The organism is Rugamonas rubra, from assembly GCF_900114705.1.
GTDB classification, from domain to species: Bacteria; Pseudomonadota; Gammaproteobacteria; order Burkholderiales; family Burkholderiaceae_D; genus Rugamonas; species Rugamonas rubra.
In genome coordinates this window covers 74,436-92,176 of record NZ_FOTW01000023.1, presented here as the reverse complement: position 1 = coordinate 92,176, position 17,741 = coordinate 74,436, and the positions used below count along the sequence as shown (strand labels likewise).

Annotated in this window: 20 protein-coding genes; 6 read left to right on the top strand and 14 right to left on the bottom strand. The window is 65.2% G+C overall.

Going from position 1 to position 17,741, the window contains the following annotated elements; genetic code table 11:
* Positions 1-99: 99 nt before the first annotated feature.
* From purH to tyrS, 7 genes are all read right to left on the bottom strand, one after another.
* Positions 100-1,671 (bottom strand): bifunctional phosphoribosylaminoimidazolecarboxamide formyltransferase/IMP cyclohydrolase, encoded by a 1,572-nt coding sequence (gene purH, locus BM252_RS22565; RefSeq protein WP_093389931.1) that lies wholly within the window; start codon positions 1,669-1,671, stop codon positions 100-102.
* 110 nt (positions 1,672-1,781) lie between these two features.
* Positions 1,782-2,015, bottom strand: coding sequence for a helix-turn-helix domain-containing protein (locus BM252_RS22560; RefSeq protein ID WP_008445162.1), 234 nt, complete (start codon positions 2,013-2,015; stop codon positions 1,782-1,784).
* Between the two features lie 110 nt (positions 2,016-2,125).
* The gene (dusB, locus tag BM252_RS22555; protein ID WP_174900637.1) at positions 2,126-3,142 is read right to left on the bottom strand and encodes a tRNA dihydrouridine synthase DusB; all 1,017 of its coding nucleotides are present in this window, start codon (positions 3,140-3,142) and stop codon (positions 2,126-2,128) included.
* 192 nt (positions 3,143-3,334) lie between these two features.
* On the bottom strand, positions 3,335-3,979 hold the full coding sequence (locus BM252_RS22550) for a histidine phosphatase family protein (RefSeq protein WP_093389929.1): 645 nt from the start codon (positions 3,977-3,979) through the stop codon (positions 3,335-3,337).
* Between the two features lie 6 nt (positions 3,980-3,985).
* Positions 3,986-4,648: a YbhB/YbcL family Raf kinase inhibitor-like protein gene (locus BM252_RS22545; RefSeq protein ID WP_093389928.1), complete on the bottom strand. Its 663-nt coding sequence runs from the start codon at positions 4,646-4,648 to the stop codon at positions 3,986-3,988.
* Positions 4,649-4,730: 82 nt separating this feature from the next.
* Positions 4,731-5,177 (bottom strand): D-aminoacyl-tRNA deacylase, encoded by a 447-nt coding sequence (gene dtd, locus BM252_RS22540; protein WP_093389927.1) that lies wholly within the window; start codon positions 5,175-5,177, stop codon positions 4,731-4,733.
* Positions 5,174-6,433: a tyrosine--tRNA ligase gene (tyrS, locus tag BM252_RS22535; RefSeq protein WP_093389926.1), complete on the bottom strand. Its 1,260-nt coding sequence runs from the start codon at positions 6,431-6,433 to the stop codon at positions 5,174-5,176. Before tyrS ends, dtd begins: the two co-directional genes overlap by 4 nt.
* A 159-nt stretch (positions 6,434-6,592) precedes the next feature.
* Here tyrS and BM252_RS22530 point away from each other — a divergent pair, with 159 nt between their 5' ends.
* Complete coding sequence (locus tag BM252_RS22530; RefSeq protein WP_093389925.1) at positions 6,593-7,975, top strand: M23 family metallopeptidase; 1,383 nt, start codon at positions 6,593-6,595, stop codon at positions 7,973-7,975.
* Positions 7,976-8,255: 280 nt separating this feature from the next.
* Complete coding sequence (locus BM252_RS22525; protein ID WP_093389924.1) at positions 8,256-9,353, top strand: anhydro-N-acetylmuramic acid kinase; 1,098 nt, start codon at positions 8,256-8,258, stop codon at positions 9,351-9,353.
* A 104-nt stretch (positions 9,354-9,457) separates the two neighbouring features.
* Here the strand turns inward: BM252_RS22525 and erpA are convergent, their stop codons facing one another.
* The 5 genes from erpA to rplM all read right to left on the bottom strand — a co-directional run bounded on the left by erpA (position 9,458) and on the right by rplM (position 12,539).
* Positions 9,458-9,820 (bottom strand): iron-sulfur cluster insertion protein ErpA, encoded by a 363-nt coding sequence (gene erpA / locus BM252_RS22520; RefSeq protein ID WP_093389923.1) that lies wholly within the window; start codon positions 9,818-9,820, stop codon positions 9,458-9,460.
* 51 nt (positions 9,821-9,871) lie between these two features.
* Positions 9,872-10,261, bottom strand: a complete 390-nt coding sequence (locus BM252_RS22515) for a bactofilin family protein (RefSeq protein ID WP_093389922.1) — start codon at positions 10,259-10,261, stop codon at positions 9,872-9,874.
* Between the two features lie 239 nt (positions 10,262-10,500).
* A complete protein-coding gene (gene argC, locus BM252_RS22510; protein WP_093389921.1) occupies positions 10,501-11,538 on the bottom strand; it encodes an N-acetyl-gamma-glutamyl-phosphate reductase in 1,038 nt (345 codons plus the stop codon).
* 170 nt (positions 11,539-11,708) lie between these two features.
* A complete protein-coding gene (gene rpsI, locus BM252_RS22505; RefSeq protein WP_019924401.1) occupies positions 11,709-12,101 on the bottom strand; it encodes a 30S ribosomal protein S9 in 393 nt (130 codons plus the stop codon).
* A 9-nt stretch (positions 12,102-12,110) separates the two neighbouring features.
* The gene (gene rplM, locus BM252_RS22500) at positions 12,111-12,539 is read right to left on the bottom strand and encodes a 50S ribosomal protein L13 (protein ID WP_093389920.1); all 429 of its coding nucleotides are present in this window, start codon (positions 12,537-12,539) and stop codon (positions 12,111-12,113) included.
* 243 nt (positions 12,540-12,782) lie between these two features.
* Between rplM and BM252_RS22495 the strand changes: the two genes are divergently transcribed.
* A complete protein-coding gene (locus BM252_RS22495; RefSeq protein ID WP_093389919.1) occupies positions 12,783-13,208 on the top strand; it encodes an OsmC family protein in 426 nt (141 codons plus the stop codon).
* Positions 13,209-13,296: 88 nt separating this feature from the next.
* Here BM252_RS22495 and coq7 read toward each other — a convergent pair whose 3' ends face one another.
* Together coq7 and BM252_RS22485 are read right to left on the bottom strand one after the other, a co-directional pair.
* Entirely contained in the window at positions 13,297-13,941 is a 645-nt protein-coding gene (coq7, locus tag BM252_RS22490; RefSeq protein ID WP_093389918.1) for a 2-polyprenyl-3-methyl-6-methoxy-1,4-benzoquinone monooxygenase, read from the bottom strand.
* 86 nt (positions 13,942-14,027) lie between these two features.
* The gene (locus BM252_RS22485; protein ID WP_093389917.1) at positions 14,028-14,459 is read right to left on the bottom strand and encodes a hypothetical protein; all 432 of its coding nucleotides are present in this window, start codon (positions 14,457-14,459) and stop codon (positions 14,028-14,030) included.
* A 169-nt stretch (positions 14,460-14,628) separates the two neighbouring features.
* Between BM252_RS22485 and BM252_RS22480 the strand changes: the two genes are divergently transcribed.
* The 3 genes from BM252_RS22480 (at position 14,629) to BM252_RS22470 (ending at position 17,738) form a co-directional block, all read left to right on the top strand.
* Positions 14,629-15,408, top strand: coding sequence for an ABC transporter ATP-binding protein (locus BM252_RS22480; RefSeq protein WP_093389916.1), 780 nt, complete (start codon positions 14,629-14,631; stop codon positions 15,406-15,408).
* 3 nt (positions 15,409-15,411) lie between these two features.
* Positions 15,412-16,608, top strand: a complete 1,197-nt coding sequence (locus BM252_RS22475; RefSeq protein ID WP_093389915.1) for an ABC transporter permease — start codon at positions 15,412-15,414, stop codon at positions 16,606-16,608.
* A gap of 236 nt (positions 16,609-16,844) precedes the next feature.
* Positions 16,845-17,738: an ABC transporter ATP-binding protein gene (locus tag BM252_RS22470; RefSeq protein ID WP_093389914.1), complete on the top strand. Its 894-nt coding sequence runs from the start codon at positions 16,845-16,847 to the stop codon at positions 17,736-17,738.
* The last annotated feature ends 3 nt before the right edge of the window (positions 17,739-17,741 follow it).

Sequence of the window (17,741 nt, the reverse complement as noted above, 5' to 3'; positions counted from 1 at the left end):
AGTGGGAGCAAGGGCGGACTGCCGTGGCCGGTACAAAGAAACAGGGACCGTCCCCGGGCGGTCTGCCCCGGGACGGTCCCTGCGCGGTGACTCAAAAAATCAATGACGGAAGTGGCGGGTGCCGGTGTACAGCATGACCACACCGCGCTCGTCGGCGGCGTCGATCACTTCCTGGTCGCGCATCGAGCCGCCCGGCTGGATGACGCAGTTGGCGCCCGCGTCAACGACAACGTCGAGGCCGTCGCGGAAGGGGAAGAAGGCGTCCGAGGCGACCACCGAACCGGTCAGCGACAGGCCGGCGTTCTGCGCCTTGATCGAGGCGATGCGGGCCGAGTCGATGCGGCTCATCTGGCCGGCGCCGACACCCAGCGTCATGTTGCCGCCACAGAAGACGATGGCGTTCGACTTGACGTACTTGGCGACGCGCCAGGCGAACATCAGGTCCTGCAACTGCTGTTGGGTAGGTTGCAGCTTGGTCACCACTTTCAGGTCGCCCAGCAGCACGTTCTTCGAGTCGGCCGACTGCACCAGCAGGCCGCCGCCGACGCGCTTGAAGTCCATCGCGTTGACGCCCTTGCCCAGCGGGATTTCCAGCAGGCGCACGTTTTGTTTCGCCGACAGAATCTGCTTGGCTTCGGCCGAGAACGACGGCGCGATCAGCACTTCGACGAACAGCTTGGCCAGCTCGGTGGCGGCGGCGCCGTCCACTTCGACGTTGAAGGCGATGATGCCGCCGAAGGCCGAGGTTGGGTCCGTCTTCAGCGCGCGGCTGTAGGCGTCCGCCGCGTTGGCGCCCAGCGCCACGCCGCAAGGGTTGGCGTGCTTGACGATGACGCAGGCGGCGCTCTGGTCGAAGCCGCCCATGCTCTTGACGCATTCCCAGGCGGCGTCGGCGTCGGCGATGTTGTTGTACGACAGTTCCTTGCCCTGCAGCTGGCGGTAGTTGCCCAGCGCGCCCTCGGTGACCTGCAGGTCGCGGTAGAAGGCGGCCGACTGGTGCGGGTTCTCGCCGTAGCGCATGTCCTGGACTTTTTCAAACGCCACGTTCAGCGTCTGCGGGTACTGGGCGCGGGTGGCGTGCTGCTTGTCGGCGCCCAGGCTGGTCAGGTAGTTGGCGATGGCGCCGTCGTACTGCGCGGTGTGGGCGTAGACCTTGGTGGCCAGCTTGAAACGGGTGTCGTAGCCGACCGCGCCGGCCTTGATCTCGTCCAGCACCACCGCGTAGTCGACCGGGTCGCAGATCACCACCACGTCCTTGTGGTTCTTGGCCGCCGAACGCAGCATGGCCGGGCCGCCGATGTCGATGTTCTCGATCGCGTCCTCCAGCGTGCAGCTGTCCTTGGCCACGGTGGCCTGGAACGGGTACAGGTTGACCACCACCATGTCGATGGTCGGGATCTTGTGCTCTTCCAGCTTGGCCATGTGCTCGGGGAAATCGCGGCGCGCCAGGATGCCGCCGTGCACCATCGGATGCAGGGTCTTGACGCGGCCGTCGAGCATCTCCGGGAAGCCGGTGTAGTCGGCGACCTCGGTCACGGCGACGCCGTTGTCGGCCAGCAGTTTGGCGGTGCCGCCGGTCGACAGAATGTTGACGCCCATGGCGGCCAACGCGCGCGCGAAGTCGAGCACGCCGGTTTTGTCGGAGACGGAGATGAGAGCTTGTTTGATCATGGCAGTGGCTAGGTGGTTGAGTATTCTGTACAAATCAAGGCTGCTTGGGCGCAACATTCACGCCACCAGCGGCCGTCCTCAGCCACTAGCGGGGCGGAACGGGCGACGGGCTACAGCAGGCCGTGCTCTTGCAGTTTCTTGCGCAAGGTGTTGCGGTTGATGCCGAGCATTTGCGCGGCGTGCGACTGGTTGCCGTCGGCGCGGGTCATGACCACTTCGAGGATCGGCTTTTCGACGGTCAACACGACCATGTCGTAAATGTTCGAAGCTTGCTGCTCGCCCAGGTCGTTGAAGTAATCTTCAAGGCTCTTCTGGACAACTTCCTGGATGCTTTCTTTGCTCATTTTAATGTCATTCGGCTAATTAATATTGCGTGACGCGGTGCCGCGCCCGCTGCGGGCGCTGGGCACTTGCCCTTTTTTTATATAACTTTTTTGGTGCTGCCGCAGCCTGCTTATGCGGGCTGCAAATCATCGGAGAGGCGGTATTGTAACCGCTCACCAAAACTCCATTGCGATTCAAAAAACTGGTCGACCGCCTGCAATTGCGCATCGATCGACTCCAACAGGTTCATTTTCTGGCGGAACTCCTCGCCGCCGGCCAGGTCGCGCACATACCAACCGATATGCTTGCGCGCCGTGCGCACGCCGAGGAAATCGCCATAAAACGCGTAGTGGGCGCGCAGATGCTCGTCCATCAGGGCGCGCACCTCGTCCACATAGGGCGCCGGCAAGTGGCTGCCGGTGCGCAGGAAATGCTCGATCTCGCGGAAGATCCACGGCCGGCCCTGCGCCGCGCGGCCGACCATGATGGCGTCGGCGCCGGTTTGCTCCAGCACATACTTGGCCTTTTCCGGCGAGGTGATGTCGCCGTTGGCCACCACCGGAATGGAAACCGAGCGCTTGACCGCCGCGATGGTGTCGTACTCGGCGTCGCCCTTGTAGCCGTCGGCGCGGGTGCGGCCATGCAAGGTCAGCATGGCGATACCGGCGTCCTCGGCGATGCGGGCGATGTTCAGGGCGTTCTTGTTCAGGCGGTCCCAGCCGGTACGGAACTTCAGGGTGACCGGCACGTCGACCGCGCCGACCACCGCGTGCAAAATCTTTTCCACCAGCGCCTCGTCCTGCAGCAGGGCCGAACCGCACCAGCTGTTGCAAACCTTTTTCACCGGGCAACCCATATTGATGTCGATGATCTGGGCGCCCCGTTCGACGTTGAAGCGGGCGCAGTCGGCCAGGTCCTGCGGGTCGGCGCCGGCGATTTGCACCGCCTTCGGCTCCATCTCGCCGGTGTGGTCGGTGCGGCGCGAACTCTTTTCCGTCGCCCACAGGCGCGGATTCGAGGCGGCCATCTCCGACACCGCGTAGCCGGCGCCGAGCTGCTTGCACAGTTGGCGGAAAGGCCGGTCCGTCACGCCAGCCATGGGGGCGACGAAGACGTTGTTACGCAGTAAGTAGGGGCCGATTTGCACTGACATTACCTGAATGGGAGGGAGGAACCTTCTATTTTAACCGATGCACTGCTCAATTAATAAGCACTATTTTCATGGCCGCGCAGAAAGCATGGTTGCGAAGGGCGCCAAGACAGTTGCCGCAGTGAAAATTTTAGCACGCGCGTGCGCCCGCCACCGGCGCGCCGGCGGCGGCGGAAAGCTTGCTTTAAACTAAATGATGTCGTCCAGCGCGGCCAGTTGCAGGTGCTCGACCTCGCCCCAGCTGTCGAGCGACAACTTGCCGCCGACCAAGGTGAAGCGGTTGATGCTGGCGTTCTTGACCTGGAAGTCGCGCGGACTGTCGAGCGACATGCCGACCGCCGCGCGGTAGGCGCACTCGAGCACGCCGCCGTGCGCCACCACCACCACCGTCCGGCCGGCGTGGCGCTCGGCCCAGCCGACGATGGCGTCGACGCTGCGGTCATAGAACTGGCGGAAGCTCTCGGCCTGGCGCTCGCCGGAGGGCATCACGGCGTCGATGTCGCGCGCCTGCCACAGCGCGTAGTCGGCCGGGTAGCGCCGCTCGATGTCGCTGTACAGCAAGCCCTCGAAGCCGCCGTAGCAGCGCTCGCGCAGTTCGGCGTCTGTGTGCAGCGGCAAGTCGTGCAGCGCGCTGACCGCCTGCGCCGTCTGCACGGCGCGTTGCAGGTCGCTGGCGACGACGGCGTCGATGCGCTCGTCGGCCAGGGCGCGGGCCAGCGCCTCGGCCTGGCGCAGGCCCTCGTCGTTGAGGGCGATGTCGGTGTGGCCCTGCAGGCGGCGCACGGCGTTCCACGCCGTCTCGCCGTGGCGGATCAGTAAAATCTTGGTACTCATGCAATCCTAGTTCTTGGCCGCCGCCAGCGCCGGGTTCAGCGTGTAGCGGCCGATCAGTTGTGCTTCGTCGAGAATGTGGCCGCGCAGCGCGGCGTAGGCCTCGGCGCCGGTGAAGCGCTCCGGCAACTCGAGGCGCGCCTCATCGAGCGCGTAGAGGCGGAAGATGTAGTGGTGGATGCGCAAATCGTTCCACGGCGGACAGGGGCCATCATACCCGTAATAGTCGCCGGCCATCGCCGGGTCGGCGGAAAACCAGGCGCTGTAGTCGTTGACGCCCTGGCGCAGCGGCCGGGCGCCGCCGTTGCCGACGCCGAGCAGCGCGGCCGGCCCCGGCTTGCCGTGCGGCGTGACGCCGTCCGACAGGCTGCCCTCGCCGATGGCGCGCAACGCCGGCGGCAGGTCGGCCAGCGTCCAATGGAAGAAGTCGCCGCGCGGCAGGGCGATGGCCAGCTCGCGGCCGGCCTGGTTGACGTCGCGGCCGTCCTGCGGCGCGTCGCCGTCGATGCAGAACAAGATCAGCGACTCGGTGCCGTTGGGCACCTCGTCCCAGGCCAGGTGGGGGTTGCGGTTGCCCGCCAGGCGCACCCGGCTGGCCGGATCCATCTCCGCGAACGCGTAGGCGGGCGGGATGAAGCCGCCGTCGCGGAAAGAATCACTCCAAAGTCTCATGGTCTGCGCTCCGTCAGATGATTTTCTTGTTTGTCTTGGCGGCCCCGTTGAGGAAGCTCAATCAAATCATACTATCGGGCGCTCATTTGGCGCTCACTTGCAGCCAGAAGGTCACCGGTCCGTCGTTGGTCAGCGACACTTTCATGTCGGCGCCGAAGCGGCCGGTTGCCACCACGGGGTGGCGGGCGCGCGCCTGGCCGACAAAATAGTCGAACAGGCGCAGGCCGTCCTGCGGGCTGGCGGCCGGCGTGAACGAGGGCCGCGTGCCGGACTTGGTGTCGGCCGCCAGCGTGAACTGGGGCACCAGCAGCAGGCCGCCGGCGACGTCGCTCACGCTCAGGTTCATCTTGCCGGCGGCGTCGGCGAAGACGCGGTAGCCGAGCAACTTGTTGAGCAGCGCGTCGGCCTCCTTCTCCGTGTCGGCCCGTTCGGCGCACAGCAGCACCAGCAGGCCGGCGTCGATGGCGCCGATGTTGGCGCCGTCGACCACCACGCTGGCGCCGCTGACCCTTTGCAGCAGGGCGATCATGCCGTCAGCGTGACGCGGGCGAACTTGCGCTTGCCCACTTGCAGCACGAAGGTGCCGGCCTCGATCTTCAGCGCCTTGTCGCTGACCACCGTGCCGTCGACCCGCACGCCGCCTTGGTCGACCATGCGGGTGGCCTCGGAGACGGAGGCGCACAGGCCGCTCTGCTTGAGCAGTTGGGCGATGGCGGCCGGCGCGCCGGCCAGGGTCAGCTCGGGCACGTCGTCCGGAATGCCGCCCTTGGAGCGGTTGACGAAGTCGGCCAGCGCGTCGTCGGCCGCCTGCTTGGAGTGGAAGCGGGCGACGATCTCCTGCGCCAGCGCCACCTTGGCGTCGCGCGGGTTGCGGCCGCCTTCAATCTCGGCCTTGAGCTGGGCCAGCTCGGCGAGCGAGCGGAACGACAGCAGCTCGAAGTAGCGCCACATCATCACGTCGGAAATACTCATCAGCTTGGCGAACATGGTGTTGCCCGGCTCGGTGATGCCGATGTAGTTGTTCTTCGACTTGGACATCTTGTCGACGCCGTCCAGGCCCTCGAGCAGCGGCATGGTCAGCACGCACTGCTGTTCCTGGCCGTAGTCCTTTTGCAGCTCGCGGCCGACCAGCAGGTTGAACTTCTGGTCGGTGCCGCCCAGCTCCAGGTCGGCCTTCAGGGCGACCGAATCGTAACCCTGCATCAGCGGATACAGGAACTCATGGACGGCGATCGGTGTCCCACTCTTAAAGCGTTTGCTGAAATCGTCGCGCTCCATCATGCGCGCCACCGTGTAGCGCGAGGCCAGCTGGATCATGCCGCGCGCGCCCAGCGGATCGCACCATTCGGAGTTGTAGCGGATCTCGGTCTTGCCGGCGTCGAGCACCAGCGAGGCCTGCTTGAAATAGGTCATCGCGTTGTCCTCGACCTGCTCCTTGGTCAGCGGCGGGCGGGTGACGTTGCGGCCGGACGGGTCGCCGATCATCGAGGTGAAGTCGCCGATCAGGAAAATGACCTGGTGGCCCAGGTCCTGCAACTGGCGCATCTTGTTGAGCACCACGGTGTGGCCCAGGTGCAGGTCGGGCGCGGTCGGGTCCAGACCCAGCTTGACGCGCAGCGGCACGCCGCTTTGTTCGGAACGCGCCAGCTTCTGCGCGAACTCGCTTTCGATCAGCAGTTCGTCCACACCGCGCTTGGTGATGGCGAGGGCTTCCTGGACGCGGTCGGTCAGTGGCAGCAGCGGAGCGGGCGCCTTCTTGGCGGGCGATGTGGAGGTGTTGTCCATAGGTTTTTTCTTACCTGAATTCTCGAAATGGTAGGGGGTTCCAGGAGTTTGCTATAATGTTCGGTCCGATCAATCTTGCCGTATGAAAACGAACCGAATCAAAAATTATAAAAACAAAACGTTCCTGAATAGTTCAAGCGGCAAATTTTAACTGATTGCATGAACCCTACAAATAAAATCACAAGCTCGCGCTTGTTCCAACTGCTAGGTTCGACCCGCAAGGCGCGCATCGTTAGCACGTCGGCGCTGCTGCTGGCGGTCTGCGCCTTCGGCGCCGCCGGTGTGGCGCCGCTCGCGCCAGACGCCTCCGACCTGCCAGTCAAATCGGTCTCGCAAGAGATCGCCATGCCGAACATCGCCGCCCAGATCGACTCCCTCCAGCAGCAACAATCCACCGACCACTACGTCCACGAAGAAAAAATCCGCGCCGGCGACACGCTGGCCACGCTGTTGACCCGCCTCGGCGTGGACGACGAGGCGGCGGAGAACTTCATCAAGAAGGACAAGGTCGCCCACGGCGTGATGCAACTGAAGACCGGCAAGCGGGTCCAGGCGCAAACCGACGAGGACGGCAACCTGCAGTGGTTGCGCGCCTCCGTGGTCGACGGCAAGGACATTCCGGTCAAGAATATTTCGATCACCCGCAAGGGCGACGGCTTCGTCGCCACCGAGACGGCGGCCCAGCTGGAACGCCGCGTCGAAATGCACGCGCGCAACATCACCTCGACCCTGTTCGCGGCGACCGACTCGAACAGCGACGGCGCCAAGCTGCCCGACACCATCGTGCACCAGATCGTCGAGATGTTCTCCACCAACATCGACTTCCGCTCCGACCTGAAGCGCGGCGACCATTTCAACGTGGTCTACGAAACCTTCTGGCAGGACGGCGAGTTCGTCCGCGCCGGGCGCATCCTGGCCGGCGAGTTCACCAGCCGCGGCAACACCTACCAGTCGGTCTGGTTCGAAGATCCGGCCAGCAAGCAAGGTGGCGGTTACTACAGCTTCGACGGCAAGTCCCTCAAAAAAGCCTTCCTCAAATCCCCCCTCGAATTCTCCCGTATCTCCTCCGGCTTCTCGATGCGCGTGCACCCGATTTCCGGCAACTGGAAACAGCACAAGGGCGTCGACTTCGCCGCCGCGACCGGCACGCCGATCCGCGCCTCCGGCGACGGCGTGGTCGACTTCGCCGGCACCCAGGGCGGCTACGGCAACGTGGTCGTGCTCAAGCACTGGGCCAACTACACCACCGCCTACGCCCACATGAGCCGCTTCGCGGCCGGCATGAAAAAGGGCACGAAAGTCAGCCAGGGCGACGTGATCGGCTACGTCGGCAGCACCGGCTGGTCGACCGGCGCCCACCTGCACTACGAGTTCCGCGTCGGCGGCGAAGCCAAGGACCCGAACACCCTGAACGTGCAAGCCCAGGCGCCGTTGACGGCCGCCGAAATGGCCCGCTTCCGCAGCTTCGCCTCGGACATGACGCACCGCTTCGCGCTGCTGCGCCCCGCCGGTTCGAGCAACACCCGCGTCGCCGCCAAGTAAGCCCGGCGCGCGCAGCGCCTTCAGCGTAGTAAAAAACAGGCCATCTCATATGGCCTGTTTTCATTTTTGCGCGGCCATGCCGGTACACGCCGCCCTTCCCTTTCCCCTCAGAAAGTAAGACCATGATGCGGTTTTTCGCCGCAGGCTTCCGTGTGCTGGCGCGCATTGTGGGTGGCAACAACAGCATGGCGGCGGCCACGCGCAATTACCGCACAATTATTCCCGCGCCGACTGAGGCGCTGAGGCAAAATACACTTTTCAAGCACGAAGGAACAAGCTCATGGCCCTGTATATCGGTCTGATGTCCGGCACCAGCCTGGACGGTGTCGACGGCGCCCTCGCCGATTTCAGCGACGCGGCCACGCGCACCCTGGCGGCGGCCTACGTGCCCTTCCCCACGGCGCTGCGGGCCGAGCTGATGGCGCTGCAGGCGGCCGGCGCGAACGAGCTGGAGCGCGAGGCGCTGGCGGCCAATCAGATCGCCATCCACTACGCCCAGTGCGTGGCGGAACTGCTGCGCCAGGGCGGCGTGGCGGCCGGCGCGGTGAGCGCGGTGGCGGCGCACGGCCAGACCATCCGCCACCGGCCCGAACTGGGCTTCACGCGGCAGACCAACAATCCGGCGCTGCTGGCCGAGCTGTGCGGCATCGACGTCGTCGCCGACTTCCGCAGCCGCGACGTGGCCGCCGGCGGCCAGGGCGCGCCGCTGGTGCCGGCCTTCCACCAGGCGCTGTTCGGCGTGGCCGGACTGCGCCGCGTGGTGGCCAACATCGGCGGCATCGCCAACATCAGCGTGCTGCACGGCGACGGCCGCGTCGACGGCTTCGACACCGGCCCCGGCAACGTGCTGATGGACAGCTGGATCGCCCGCCACCAGGGCCGCGAGTACGACGCCGACGGCGCCTGGGCCGCCAGCGGCACGGTCGTACCGGCGCTGCTGGCGGCGCTGCTGGCCGAGCCCTACTTCGCCCTGCCGGCGCCCAAGAGCACCGGCCGCGACCTGTTCCATATGGACTGGCTGGACGCCCGTTTGAGCGCCTTCCCGCAGTTGGCGCCGGCCGACGTGCAGGCCACGCTGACGCGGCTCACCGCCGTCACGCTGGCGCGCGCGGTGGCGCAGTACGGCGGCGGGGCGGACGCGCTCTACATCTGCGGTGGCGGCGCCTACAACGGCACCTTGCTGCGCGACCTGGCGGCGGCCTTGGACGGCAAGGTGGCGGTGGCCTCGACCGAGGCGCTGGGCGTGGCGCCGAACCGGGTCGAGGCGCTGGCCTTCGCCTGGCTGGGCTACCGCTTCAACGCGCGGCTGGCGGGCAATCTGCCGGCGGTGACGGGGGCGGCGGGGCCAAGGGTGTTGGGCGCGCTGTACCCGCGCTGAGGCGCGGCGGCGGCGATGTGGCGCGGTAGCAACGAAACTGCCGCACAAACGACAACGGCGGCCAGATCAACTGGCCGCCGCGAGGGATGTTGCTGCGAAGTGGCTTAGACCGAGAACGAGGAACCGCAACCGCAAGTCGACGACGCGGTTGGATTCTTGATCACGAACTGGGCACCTTCAAGGTCGTCCTTGTAGTCGATTTCCGCGCCGACCAGGTACTGGTAGCTCATCGAATCGATCAACAGCTGGACGCCGTTTTTGATCATCGTGGTGTCGTCTTCGTTGACGATTTCGTCAAAGGTGAAGCCGTACTGGAAGCCGGAGCAGCCGCCACCCTGCACGAAGACGCGCAGTTTCAAATCAGGATTACCCTCTTCTTCGATCAGCTGGGCTACCTTTTGGGCAGCGCTATCGGTGAAGATAATAGGCGACGGGATTACATCTTGCGCTTCGGCGACAGCATTCATTTCAGACTCCTACGTGAAAACATTTGGATCATTATAGACCTTTGGCGCAAGTCATGCTCCCGTTGCGGCCAAATGCAAGGCATTGTCCACACAGTCAAAATGGGTAAGCCGCCCCTGTACCTGGGCGCCGGCGTGGATTTCCAGCACCTTGTAACTGATATCACCCAAGATGCGGGCCTTCGGCTGGATTTCAAGCAACTCGCTGGCGTGCACGTCGCCCTGGATGGCGCCGTTGACGATCAGGTGGGCGCAGCGCACCGCCCCCTCGATGGTGGCGTGCTCGGAGACCACCAGAAAACTGTCCTGCTCGTTCTCGGCGACCACGTTGCCGCGCACCCGGCCGTCGATGCGCAGGCCGCCGCGAAACAACAGATCGCCGTCGATCCGCGTCGCCGGACCGATCAGGCTGTCCATGCTGCTTCTCGCTTTGTGGCCGAACATGCGCTGCCCTCGCTGTGCCGGCCCCGGCGGCGCCGGGACCAGCATTCAATCTACTCCGGCGCGGCCGGCGTGCCTTGATCTGGCTCGCCGTTTCTCCGCCGCGCCAAACCGGCCTGGGCCGGCCTCGGTATCTCTTACCCCGCACCCCGCAACGCCACGGGGTCTGACCCCGTACGGGGTCAGACCCCTCTGCCTTTGGGGTAAGGCCAGCACCCCGTTAATCCGCGCCGAAACTACACTTATGGCATCAATGCGATCTGCGTCAGGCCGGTGGTTTCCTCCAGGCCGAACATCAAATTCATGCACTGCACTGCCTGGCCGGCGGCGCCCTTGACCAGGTTGTCCTGCACCACCAGCACGATCACGGTGTTGCCGTTGCCCGGACGATGCAGCGCCATGCGCAACATGTTGGAACCGCGCGTCGAGCGGGTTTCCGGATGCGAACCGAACGGCATCACGTCGACGAAAGGCGCATCCTTGTATTGCGCTTCGAACAGGCTTTGCAGCTCCTCGTTGCTGACTTCCTTGGTCAGGCGGGCGTACAGGGTCGAATGCATGCCGCGGATCATCGGCACCAGGTGCGGCGTAAACACCAAGTCGACCTTCTGTTCGGTGAAACGCTGCAACTGGGCGGCGGTTTCCGGCGTGTGGCGGTGGCCGGCCACGCTGTAGGCCTTGAAGTTGTCGCTGGACTCGGAGAACAGGGTGCCGATCTCGGCCTTCCGGCCGGCGCCGGAGACGCCGGACTTGCAGTCGGCGATCAGCGCGCCGGCGTCGATCAGGCCGGCCTTCAGCAGCGGGTAGTAGCCCAGCTGCATGGTGGTCGGATAGCAACCCGGGTTGGCGATCAGCGAGGCGCCCTGGATCGCTTCACGGTTCAGCTCGGCCAAGCCATACACGGCCTGCTCCAGCAGCTCCGGGCAGGTGTGCGGGATCTTGTACCACTGCTCGAAACTGGCCTGGTCCTTCAGGCGGAAGTCGGCCGCCAGGTCGACCACCTTGACGCCGGCCGCCAGCAGGGCCGGCGCCTGCGCCATGGCGACGCCGTGCGGGGTGGCGAAGAACACCACGTCACATTGGCTCAGGTCGGCTTTTTCAGGCGCCGAGAAGGCCAGCGCGACGCGGCCGCGCAGCGAGGGGAACATGTCGGCGACGGGCAGGCCGTCTTCCTTGCGCGAGGTGATCGCCGTCAGCTGCACATCGGGATGGACTGCCAACAGACGCAGCAATTCCACTCCGGTGTAACCGGTGCCGCCGACGATGCCAACTTTGATCATGTTCTTTCCTTGGGTAAGTAGTATGGGGAGTTGCGGGGTGATGCTGAAAGGCGCATTTTATCAGGCCTGTGCGACCGCCGTATGACGGCCCCTCAATGCAAAAAAGCCGCCGGAACAGGCCGGCGGCTTTTCGAGCAACACGCGGCGAACCGCGTGTTGTAGCGTATAAATTAACGCTTCGAGAATTGCTTTGCGCGACGTGCTTTGCGCAGACCAACTTTTTTACGCTCGACTTCACGTGCATCGCGGGTAACGAAGCCGGCTTTGGCCAGATCCGGTTTCAGCGCTGCGTCGTAGTCGATCAGGGCGCGGGTGATGCCGTGGCGAACTGCGCCAGCTTGGCCGGACTCGCCGCCGCCGTGAACGTTAACCTTGATGTCGAAACGCTCGACGTTGCCGGTCAGTTCCAGTGGTTGACGGATCACCATCAGGCCGGTTTCGCGCGAGAAGTACTCAGCCGCTGGCTTGCCGTTAACGATGATTTGGCCAGTGCCAACTTTGATGAACACGCGAGCTACTGCACTCTTGCGACGGCCGGTGCCGTAATTGTAGTTACCGATCATGTCAGTTCCTTAGAGAACGAGTGCTTTAGGTTGCTGAGCTGCGTGCGGATGAGTTTCTTCCGCGTACACTTTCAGCTTCTTGATCATTGCGTAGCCGAGTGGGCCTTTAGGCAACATGCCCTTGACCGCTTTCTCAAGCGCGCGACCTGGAAAACGCTGTTGCATTTTCTGGAAGTTGGTTTCGTAGATGCCGCCTGGGTAGCCCGAGTGACGGTAGTACGTTTTGTTGGTAGCTTTGGTACCGGTCACGCGCAGTTTGCCTGCGTTGATGACGACGATGAAATCGCCCGTATCGACGTGAGGAGTAAATTCCGGTTTGTGTTTGCCGCGCAGTCGGAGTGCCACTTCGCTGGCAACACGTCCGAGGACTTTGTCCGTCGCGTCAACCACGAACCAATCGCGCTGGACTTCATGCCCTTTAGCGGAAAATGTTTTCATGTTGACTTCCTAATTGAATTACACACGCTCAAATGGTGGTTCCGCCATTGCTTCAGCGGACTCGGCCTTTTTATAAATACTTTTCCTGAGCGAACGGAAAGCCGGCAATTATAAGCGGCGTTGGCAGCGCGAGTCAAGCCCCGCCCCGCTTTGCCGCCGCCCGGCGACGGCCGGCGGCCACGCCCGGCGACGCGCCCGCCGCTCCTTTACAATAGGGCCACGGACAGTCTTATGGAGAATCGAATGGAATGCAAAGTTAGCTGGAACGGCCCGTCGGGCATGAGTTTTTTGGCCCAGACCGGCTCCGGCCACCTGGTCAACATGGACGGCGCGCCCGAGGGCGGCGGCCACAACCTGGCGCCCCGGCCGATGGAGATGGTGTTGCTCGGCACCGGCGGCTGCACCGCCTACGACGTCGTGCTGATCCTAAAAAAGGGCCGCGAGGACATCCGCGGCTGCGAATGCACGCTCAACGCCGAGCGCGCCGAGACGGAACCGAAGGTGTTTACCAAGATTAACTTCCACTTCGTCGTGACCGGCAGGAACCTGAAGCCGGCCAGCGTGGAACGGGCGATCACCCTGTCGCACGATAAATATTGCTCCGCATCGATCATGCTGGGCAAGACCGCCGAGATCACCCACTCCTTCGAGATCGTCGAAGCGGCCTGAGCAACCCCAAGGCCAATGCCAGGGTCAGACCCGCAGGGTCCGACCCTCGGTCGGCGCCGCCTGCTTGGCCGATTCCCTGGCGCTTTCCCTAAATGTAGTAGGCGCTGCCGGTCATGACCTTGGCCATGCCCTGCATCACCACGCGCACCGGCAGCGGCGTGGTCGCCGCGCCCAGGGCCTGGGCGGCGGCGCCGTGGGCCACCTCGTCGACCCGCATCTGCTCGACGATGGCGCGCGACTTGGCGTCCTGCGGCGGCAGCCGGTCCAGGTGGCTGGCCAAATGGGCCTCGACCTGGCGCTCGGTCTCGACCACGAAGCCCAGGCTGTGGGCGTCGCCCAGATAGGCGGCCACGGTGCCGACGGCGTAGGCGCCGGCGTAGAACAGCGGGTTGAGCAGGCTGGTGCGCGAGCCCAGCTCGGCCAACCGCTGCGCGGTCCAGGCCAAGTGATCCTCCTCCTCCCGCCCGGCCTGCTCGAACTGCAGCTTCATCGCGTCGCTCTTGGCGAAGCGGGCCTGCGAGTTGTACAGCGCCTGGGCGCAGACCTCGCCGACGTGGTTGACCCGCATCAAGCCGGCGGCGTGGCGCTGCTCGGACTCGCTGAGCGCGGCGTCGGCGGCGTGCGCGGCCGGCGTCGGCCGCGAGGCCGAGGCGACGCCGGCGATCACGCGCAAGGCCTTGTCGGCGCCGGAGATGAAACGGTCGAGGGGATGGTGGTAACGGTTCGCTGCCATGGTCGTCAGTCGCAATCAGTCGGAAAGCACCATTATAGGACGATCGCGCCGCCGTGCCAGCCCGGCCGGCATGGCGGCGCCCGGTGTCAGGACTCGGCGGCCTCGCGCAGCAGGCGCTGGCGCTCGATGTAGTCGGCCACCGGGCCGCGCACGTCGATCTTGGAGAGGTCCTTGGCGACGCCCAGGTTGAGCCCCAACAGGAAGGGGATGTTCTCCAGCGGCACCTCGGGACAGTGCTCCGCGTAGGCGTTGAGGAAACGTTTCGACTCGACCACCGGCACCACCTTCTCGCCGCTCATGAACTGCAGCACGCTGGTGATGCTGTGGCCCTTGCCGATGGCGTGGTAGATGAAGCGGTTGAAATCGCGGTCGAGGCGCTTGAAGTCCAGCGTCTCCTTGGTCATCAGGCCGGCCAGGTAGTACAAGCCCAGCGCGACGCGGAAGAAGCCGACCGCCTCCTCCTTGTTCATGCCGCACTGGGTCACCGCCAGCACCTTCTTCTTCAGCTCTTCGTTCATTTCGCCACCCGCTAGACTTTCCTGTTCGACTTGCATCCGGCTAGCCCGCGCCGCCGAGCGCGGCGGCGCGGGCGCCTTCCATCGACTATAGCAAGACAATTACGCTTTGTGCCTTGCACGCAAGATTTTTTGCGGCTAATCTTAAATCCCTGACAACCTGGATGCCCCAATGATCGAAGTTCGAGGCTTGGCAAAACGCTTCCGCCTGCCCTCCCACCAGGGCAAGCCCCCGCAGTCGCACGATCCGCGCGGCCACGACGGTTGGTTCCACGCCGTGCGCGACGTCAGCTTCCGCTGCGCGCCGGGCGAGGTGCTCGGCCTGCTCGGCCCCAACGGCGCCGGCAAGACCACCACCTTGCGCCTGCTGTCGACCGCCCTCAAGGCCGACGCCGGCAGCGTCGTCGCCAACGGCGTCGATTTGCTGGCCGACCCGCTGGCGGCGCGCCAGCGCATCGGCTTCCTGTCCGGCACCACCGGCCTGTACGGCCGCCTGACGGCGCGCGAGAACGTCGAATACTTCGGCCGCCTGCACGGCATGAGCGCGCCCTACCTGCGGCGCCGCTGCGACGAGCTGTTCGAGCTGCTGCAGATGCACCAGTTCGTCGACAAGCGGGCCGACCAGCTGTCGACCGGCATGAAGCAGAAGTGCGCCATCGCCCGCGCCGTGGTGCACGAGCCGCAGATCGTCATCCTCGACGAGCCCACCACCGGGCTCGACGTGATGTCGGCCAAGATCCTGCTCGACTTCATCGCCAGCTACAAGGCGCTGCGCATCCCGCTGATCTTCTCCACCCACCACCTGCACGAGGTCGACAAGCTGTGCGACCGGGTCTGCATCATCAACCACGGCAAGACGGCCTTCCACGGCAGCACCGAGGAACTGCGCCACCTGGGCGGCAGCGCCGACCTGTACGACGCCTTCGTCGACGTCATCAAACAAGGAGGCTGAGCCATGTGGACCATCTACCTGAAGGAGATGCTGGAGCTGGCGCGCGACCGCAAGACCTTCATCTTCACCGTCTTCATCCCGATCTTCGCCATGCCGCTGATCTTCGCCGGCTTCGGCTATTTGTCGTCGAGCCTGTTCAAGCAGGCCCGCCAGGCCGAGTTGACCTACGCCATCTTCGGCGCCCAGTACGCGCCCGAACTGGCCGCCCGCTTCGCCGCCGACAAGGGTTTCAAGGCGGTGGCGCTGGCCGAGCCGGCCGCCATCCGCGACGCCATCGGCGACGAGCGCATCAAGTTCGCCCTGGTGATCCCGCCCGGCTTCGCCGCCGCGCTGGGCGCCCAGCAGCAGGGCAGCATCGCGCTGCACTACAACAGCGCGGTGACGGTCGACGTCACGCGCAAGCGGGTGATGTCGGTGATCGAGGCGCAGAACGCCAGCCTGCGCGAACAGGCCCTGTCGACACTCAAGCTGAGCCAGCAGCAGCTGCGCTTCGCGCTCGACCCGATCCGCCTGGAGGACCATTCGACGGCCGACAAGCGCGAGCAGATCGGCGCCCTGGTCGGCGGCTTCCTACCCTACATCCTGCTGATGGTCTGCCTGATGGCGGCGATGTATCCGGCGATCGACACCGGCGCCGGCGAGAAGGAGCGCGGCACGCTCGAGACGCTGCTGCTGGCGCCGCTGCCGCGCGGCGCCATCGTGCTGGCCAAGTTCTTCGTGCTGTTCACCATCGGCCTGACCTCGGCGCTGCTGATGGTGGCCAGCATGGGCACGCTGCTGTTCTTCTTCGGCCCCATGATCGAGGGCGACATGGCGTTGATGGTGCGCGCCATCGGCGCCGCCGACCTGGCCATGGTGGCGCTGATGCTGCTGCCAACGGCGGCCATCTTCGCCGCCATCCTGCTGTCGATCTCGATCTACGCCAAGAGCTACAAGGAGGCCAGCGGCCTGATCTCGCCGCTGGCCATCGTCACCATCCTGCCGACGCTGGTGGCGATGCTGCCCGGCGTCGAGCTGAACTGGATGTGGGCGATGGTGCCGCTGACCAACGTCTCGCTGGCCATGAAGGAGCTGGTCAAGGGCACCATGGACTACCGCATGTTCGCCGTGATCCTGCTGTCGAGCAGCGTCATCGCCGCCGCCCTGCTGCTGCTGTGCCGCTGGTGGTTCAACCGCGAGCAGGTGCTGTTCCGCAATTGAGCAGCTTGTCAAAAAGGCCGCGCGGGCGGCGCCTGCCGCCGCCGCCGCGCCGGCCGCCCCGACCGCTCAGCCACTCCCCGGAATGCGCAATCTGCGCCGCGCTATGCGCCGCCCGTCGCAATGGCGCCCCGGATCTGTCGCAAACTCACTACAATGCCATCATGTGAAAAAAGCTTGGCCGTGCGGAAACGTCGCGCGGCCGCGCCGGGCCAGCCCGGAACCGTTCAGGAGTCAGTATGGAATTACGCATCAGCAACTTGTCCAAGACCTACGGCAACGGCGTCGTGGCGCTGGACAACATCTCGCTCACCATCCCGGCCGGGATGTTCGGCTTGCTCGGCCCCAACGGCGCCGGCAAGTCGACGCTGATGCGCACCCTCGCCACCCTGCAGGAGTGCGACTCCGGTTCGGTCTTCTTCGGCGAGCTCGACGTGCTCGACGAGAAGGACGAGATCCGCCGCCTGCTCGGCTACCTGCCGCAGGACTTCGGCGTCTACCCGAAGGTGACGGCCTACGAGATGCTCGACCACTTCGCCGTGCTGAAGGGCCTGTCGAACCGGGCGCGGCGGCGCGAGGTGGTCGACGGCCTGCTGCAGCAGACCAACCTGTTCGACGTGCGCCACCAGCGCCTGGGCGGCTTTTCCGGCGGCATGCGGCAGCGCTTCGGCATCGCCCAGGCCCTGCTCGGCGACCCCGGGCTGATCATCGTCGACGAGCCCACCGCCGGCCTCGACCCGCAGGAGCGGGTGCGCTTCCACAACCTGCTGTCCGACATCGGCGAGGACAAGACGGTGATTTTGTCGACCCACATCGTCAGCGACGTGGCCGACCTGTGCGCCAACATGGCCATCATCAACAAGGGCCACCTGCTGCTGTGCGGCCAGACCCAGCAGCTGATCGACGCCGTCAGCGACAAGATCTGGGCCCGCTTCGTCGACAAGAAGGAGCTGGCCATGTTCCAGCAGCGCCACGCGGTGATCTCGACCCGCCTGCTGTCGGGCCGCACCCTGATCCACGTCTACAGCGAGGACGACCCGGGCGACGGCTTCGAGGAGGCCATCGGCGACCTCGAGGACCTGTACTTCGCCACCATCGCCGGCCGCCACCAGGCCGCGCCGGCCTGCGACTAGGAG

Excerpts from the sequence above, each read along its gene's own strand:
- BM252_RS22560 (WP_008445162.1), bottom strand. The coding sequence starts at position 2,015 with ATGAGCAAAGAAAGCATCCAGGAAGTTGTCCAGAAGAGCCTTGAAGAT.
- BM252_RS22480 (WP_093389916.1), top strand. The coding sequence starts at position 14,629 with ATGATCGAAGTTCGAGGCTTGGCAAAACGCTTCCGCCTGCCCTCCCAC.
- argC (WP_093389921.1), bottom strand. The coding sequence starts at position 11,538 with ATGATCAAAGTTGGCATCGTCGGCGGCACCGGTTACACCGGAGTGGAA.
- rplM (WP_093389920.1), bottom strand. The coding sequence starts at position 12,539 with ATGAAAACATTTTCCGCTAAAGGGCATGAAGTCCAGCGCGATTGGTTC.
- rpsI (WP_019924401.1), bottom strand. The coding sequence starts at position 12,101 with ATGATCGGTAACTACAATTACGGCACCGGCCGTCGCAAGAGTGCAGTA.
- erpA (WP_093389923.1), bottom strand. The coding sequence starts at position 9,820 with ATGAATGCTGTCGCCGAAGCGCAAGATGTAATCCCGTCGCCTATTATC.
- BM252_RS22515 (WP_093389922.1), bottom strand. The coding sequence starts at position 10,261 with ATGTTCGGCCACAAAGCGAGAAGCAGCATGGACAGCCTGATCGGTCCG.
- dtd (WP_093389927.1), bottom strand. The coding sequence starts at position 5,177 with ATGATCGCCCTGCTGCAAAGGGTCAGCGGCGCCAGCGTGGTGGTCGAC.
- BM252_RS22495 (WP_093389919.1), top strand. The coding sequence starts at position 12,783 with ATGGAATGCAAAGTTAGCTGGAACGGCCCGTCGGGCATGAGTTTTTTG.
- coq7 (WP_093389918.1), bottom strand. The coding sequence starts at position 13,941 with ATGGCAGCGAACCGTTACCACCATCCCCTCGACCGTTTCATCTCCGGC.
- BM252_RS22530 (WP_093389925.1), top strand. The coding sequence starts at position 6,593 with ATGAACCCTACAAATAAAATCACAAGCTCGCGCTTGTTCCAACTGCTA.
- tyrS (WP_093389926.1), bottom strand. The coding sequence starts at position 6,433 with ATGGACAACACCTCCACATCGCCCGCCAAGAAGGCGCCCGCTCCGCTG.
- BM252_RS22475 (WP_093389915.1), top strand. The coding sequence starts at position 15,412 with ATGTGGACCATCTACCTGAAGGAGATGCTGGAGCTGGCGCGCGACCGC.
- purH (WP_093389931.1), bottom strand. The coding sequence starts at position 1,671 with ATGATCAAACAAGCTCTCATCTCCGTCTCCGACAAAACCGGCGTGCTC.
- BM252_RS22485 (WP_093389917.1), bottom strand. The coding sequence starts at position 14,459 with ATGAACGAAGAGCTGAAGAAGAAGGTGCTGGCGGTGACCCAGTGCGGC.
- BM252_RS22550 (WP_093389929.1), bottom strand. The coding sequence starts at position 3,979 with ATGAGTACCAAGATTTTACTGATCCGCCACGGCGAGACGGCGTGGAAC.
- BM252_RS22470 (WP_093389914.1), top strand. The coding sequence starts at position 16,845 with ATGGAATTACGCATCAGCAACTTGTCCAAGACCTACGGCAACGGCGTC.
- BM252_RS22545 (WP_093389928.1), bottom strand. The coding sequence starts at position 4,648 with ATGAGACTTTGGAGTGATTCTTTCCGCGACGGCGGCTTCATCCCGCCC.
- BM252_RS22525 (WP_093389924.1), top strand. The coding sequence starts at position 8,256 with ATGGCCCTGTATATCGGTCTGATGTCCGGCACCAGCCTGGACGGTGTC.